Origin of the sequence: Streptococcus mitis, from assembly GCF_946190065.1 — a bacterium.
In the GTDB taxonomy this organism is placed as follows: Bacteria; Bacillota; Bacilli; order Lactobacillales; family Streptococcaceae; genus Streptococcus; species Streptococcus mitis_DE.
The window spans coordinates 1-851 of sequence record NZ_CAMHZD010000045.1 but is presented as its reverse complement, the minus strand read 5'-3'; the positions used below and the strand labels follow the sequence as shown (position 1 = coordinate 851).

At 39.4% G+C, this 851-nt stretch carries 1 pseudogene; it reads right to left on the bottom strand.

The features are described 5' to 3' along the window. Nucleotides 1–851, bottom strand: a pseudogene (locus OCF96_RS09855) (VirB4-like conjugal transfer ATPase, CD1110 family); the annotation flags it as partial.

Sequence of the window (851 nt, the reverse complement as noted above, 5' to 3'; positions counted from 1 at the left end):
GGAACTTGCGTAGCAATATTAGCTGTAGTCATCTTTCTCATGAAATTCTTTTTCACATTTACGAAGCACTCACCGATAGGTAAAATCGTATTTAGAGCCTCTTCCTGGTAATAATAGAGATCTTCAAATTCTACCCCTAGCTTCCGACCAGCACGCTTAATCTTTTGCTCATTACGTTGTAGTTCTTCCTGGCTATCTGCCTTAAAATACACTGCAATCAAACCAGAAAAGATTTTCTGATCATACTCAGTAATCTCATCTCGCCACTTCTTGGTAGCTTCTGAGATTTCTTGGTCACGACCAGCAACTACTGCATCATCAAAGATACCAGATTGAGCGGCCTTGCGTTTAGAACGTAGTTTCCCAATTTCAGCATCTGTTTCTGCATCGTCAATCTTCTCTAAGATTTCAACGTTCTCATAAGGTTCTGCATGAATAGTAATAGCTAGTTCAAATCCTAGTGTTGTTAAATCCCGAATAAGCCGATCAGACATCCAGTTTGGATAGCGGTGGGCATAGAGTACCTTGACCCAACTATCATCTATAATCATGCGTTTTTCTTGAAATTCAATCCTGTTTGGCGCAATAAATGATTTAGTAGATAAACCTGTCAAAGCAATTTCTTTATAATCAAAATTGACATATGGATTACCTCGTAGTAGCTCAGAAAAGACTTTTAGGCGATCCAAACCATTCATATCCCTAAATGTAATATCAGCCTCCTGGAACTGAGTCCCTAGGGAAACTCCAATATCTTGTAGGATCAACTGAGCCTGTTTTCGGTCATCCGCATTCGTTGAAATGGTCACATACTTATGTACCTCGAAGTTGTTAGCATGTGTTGTAAATCG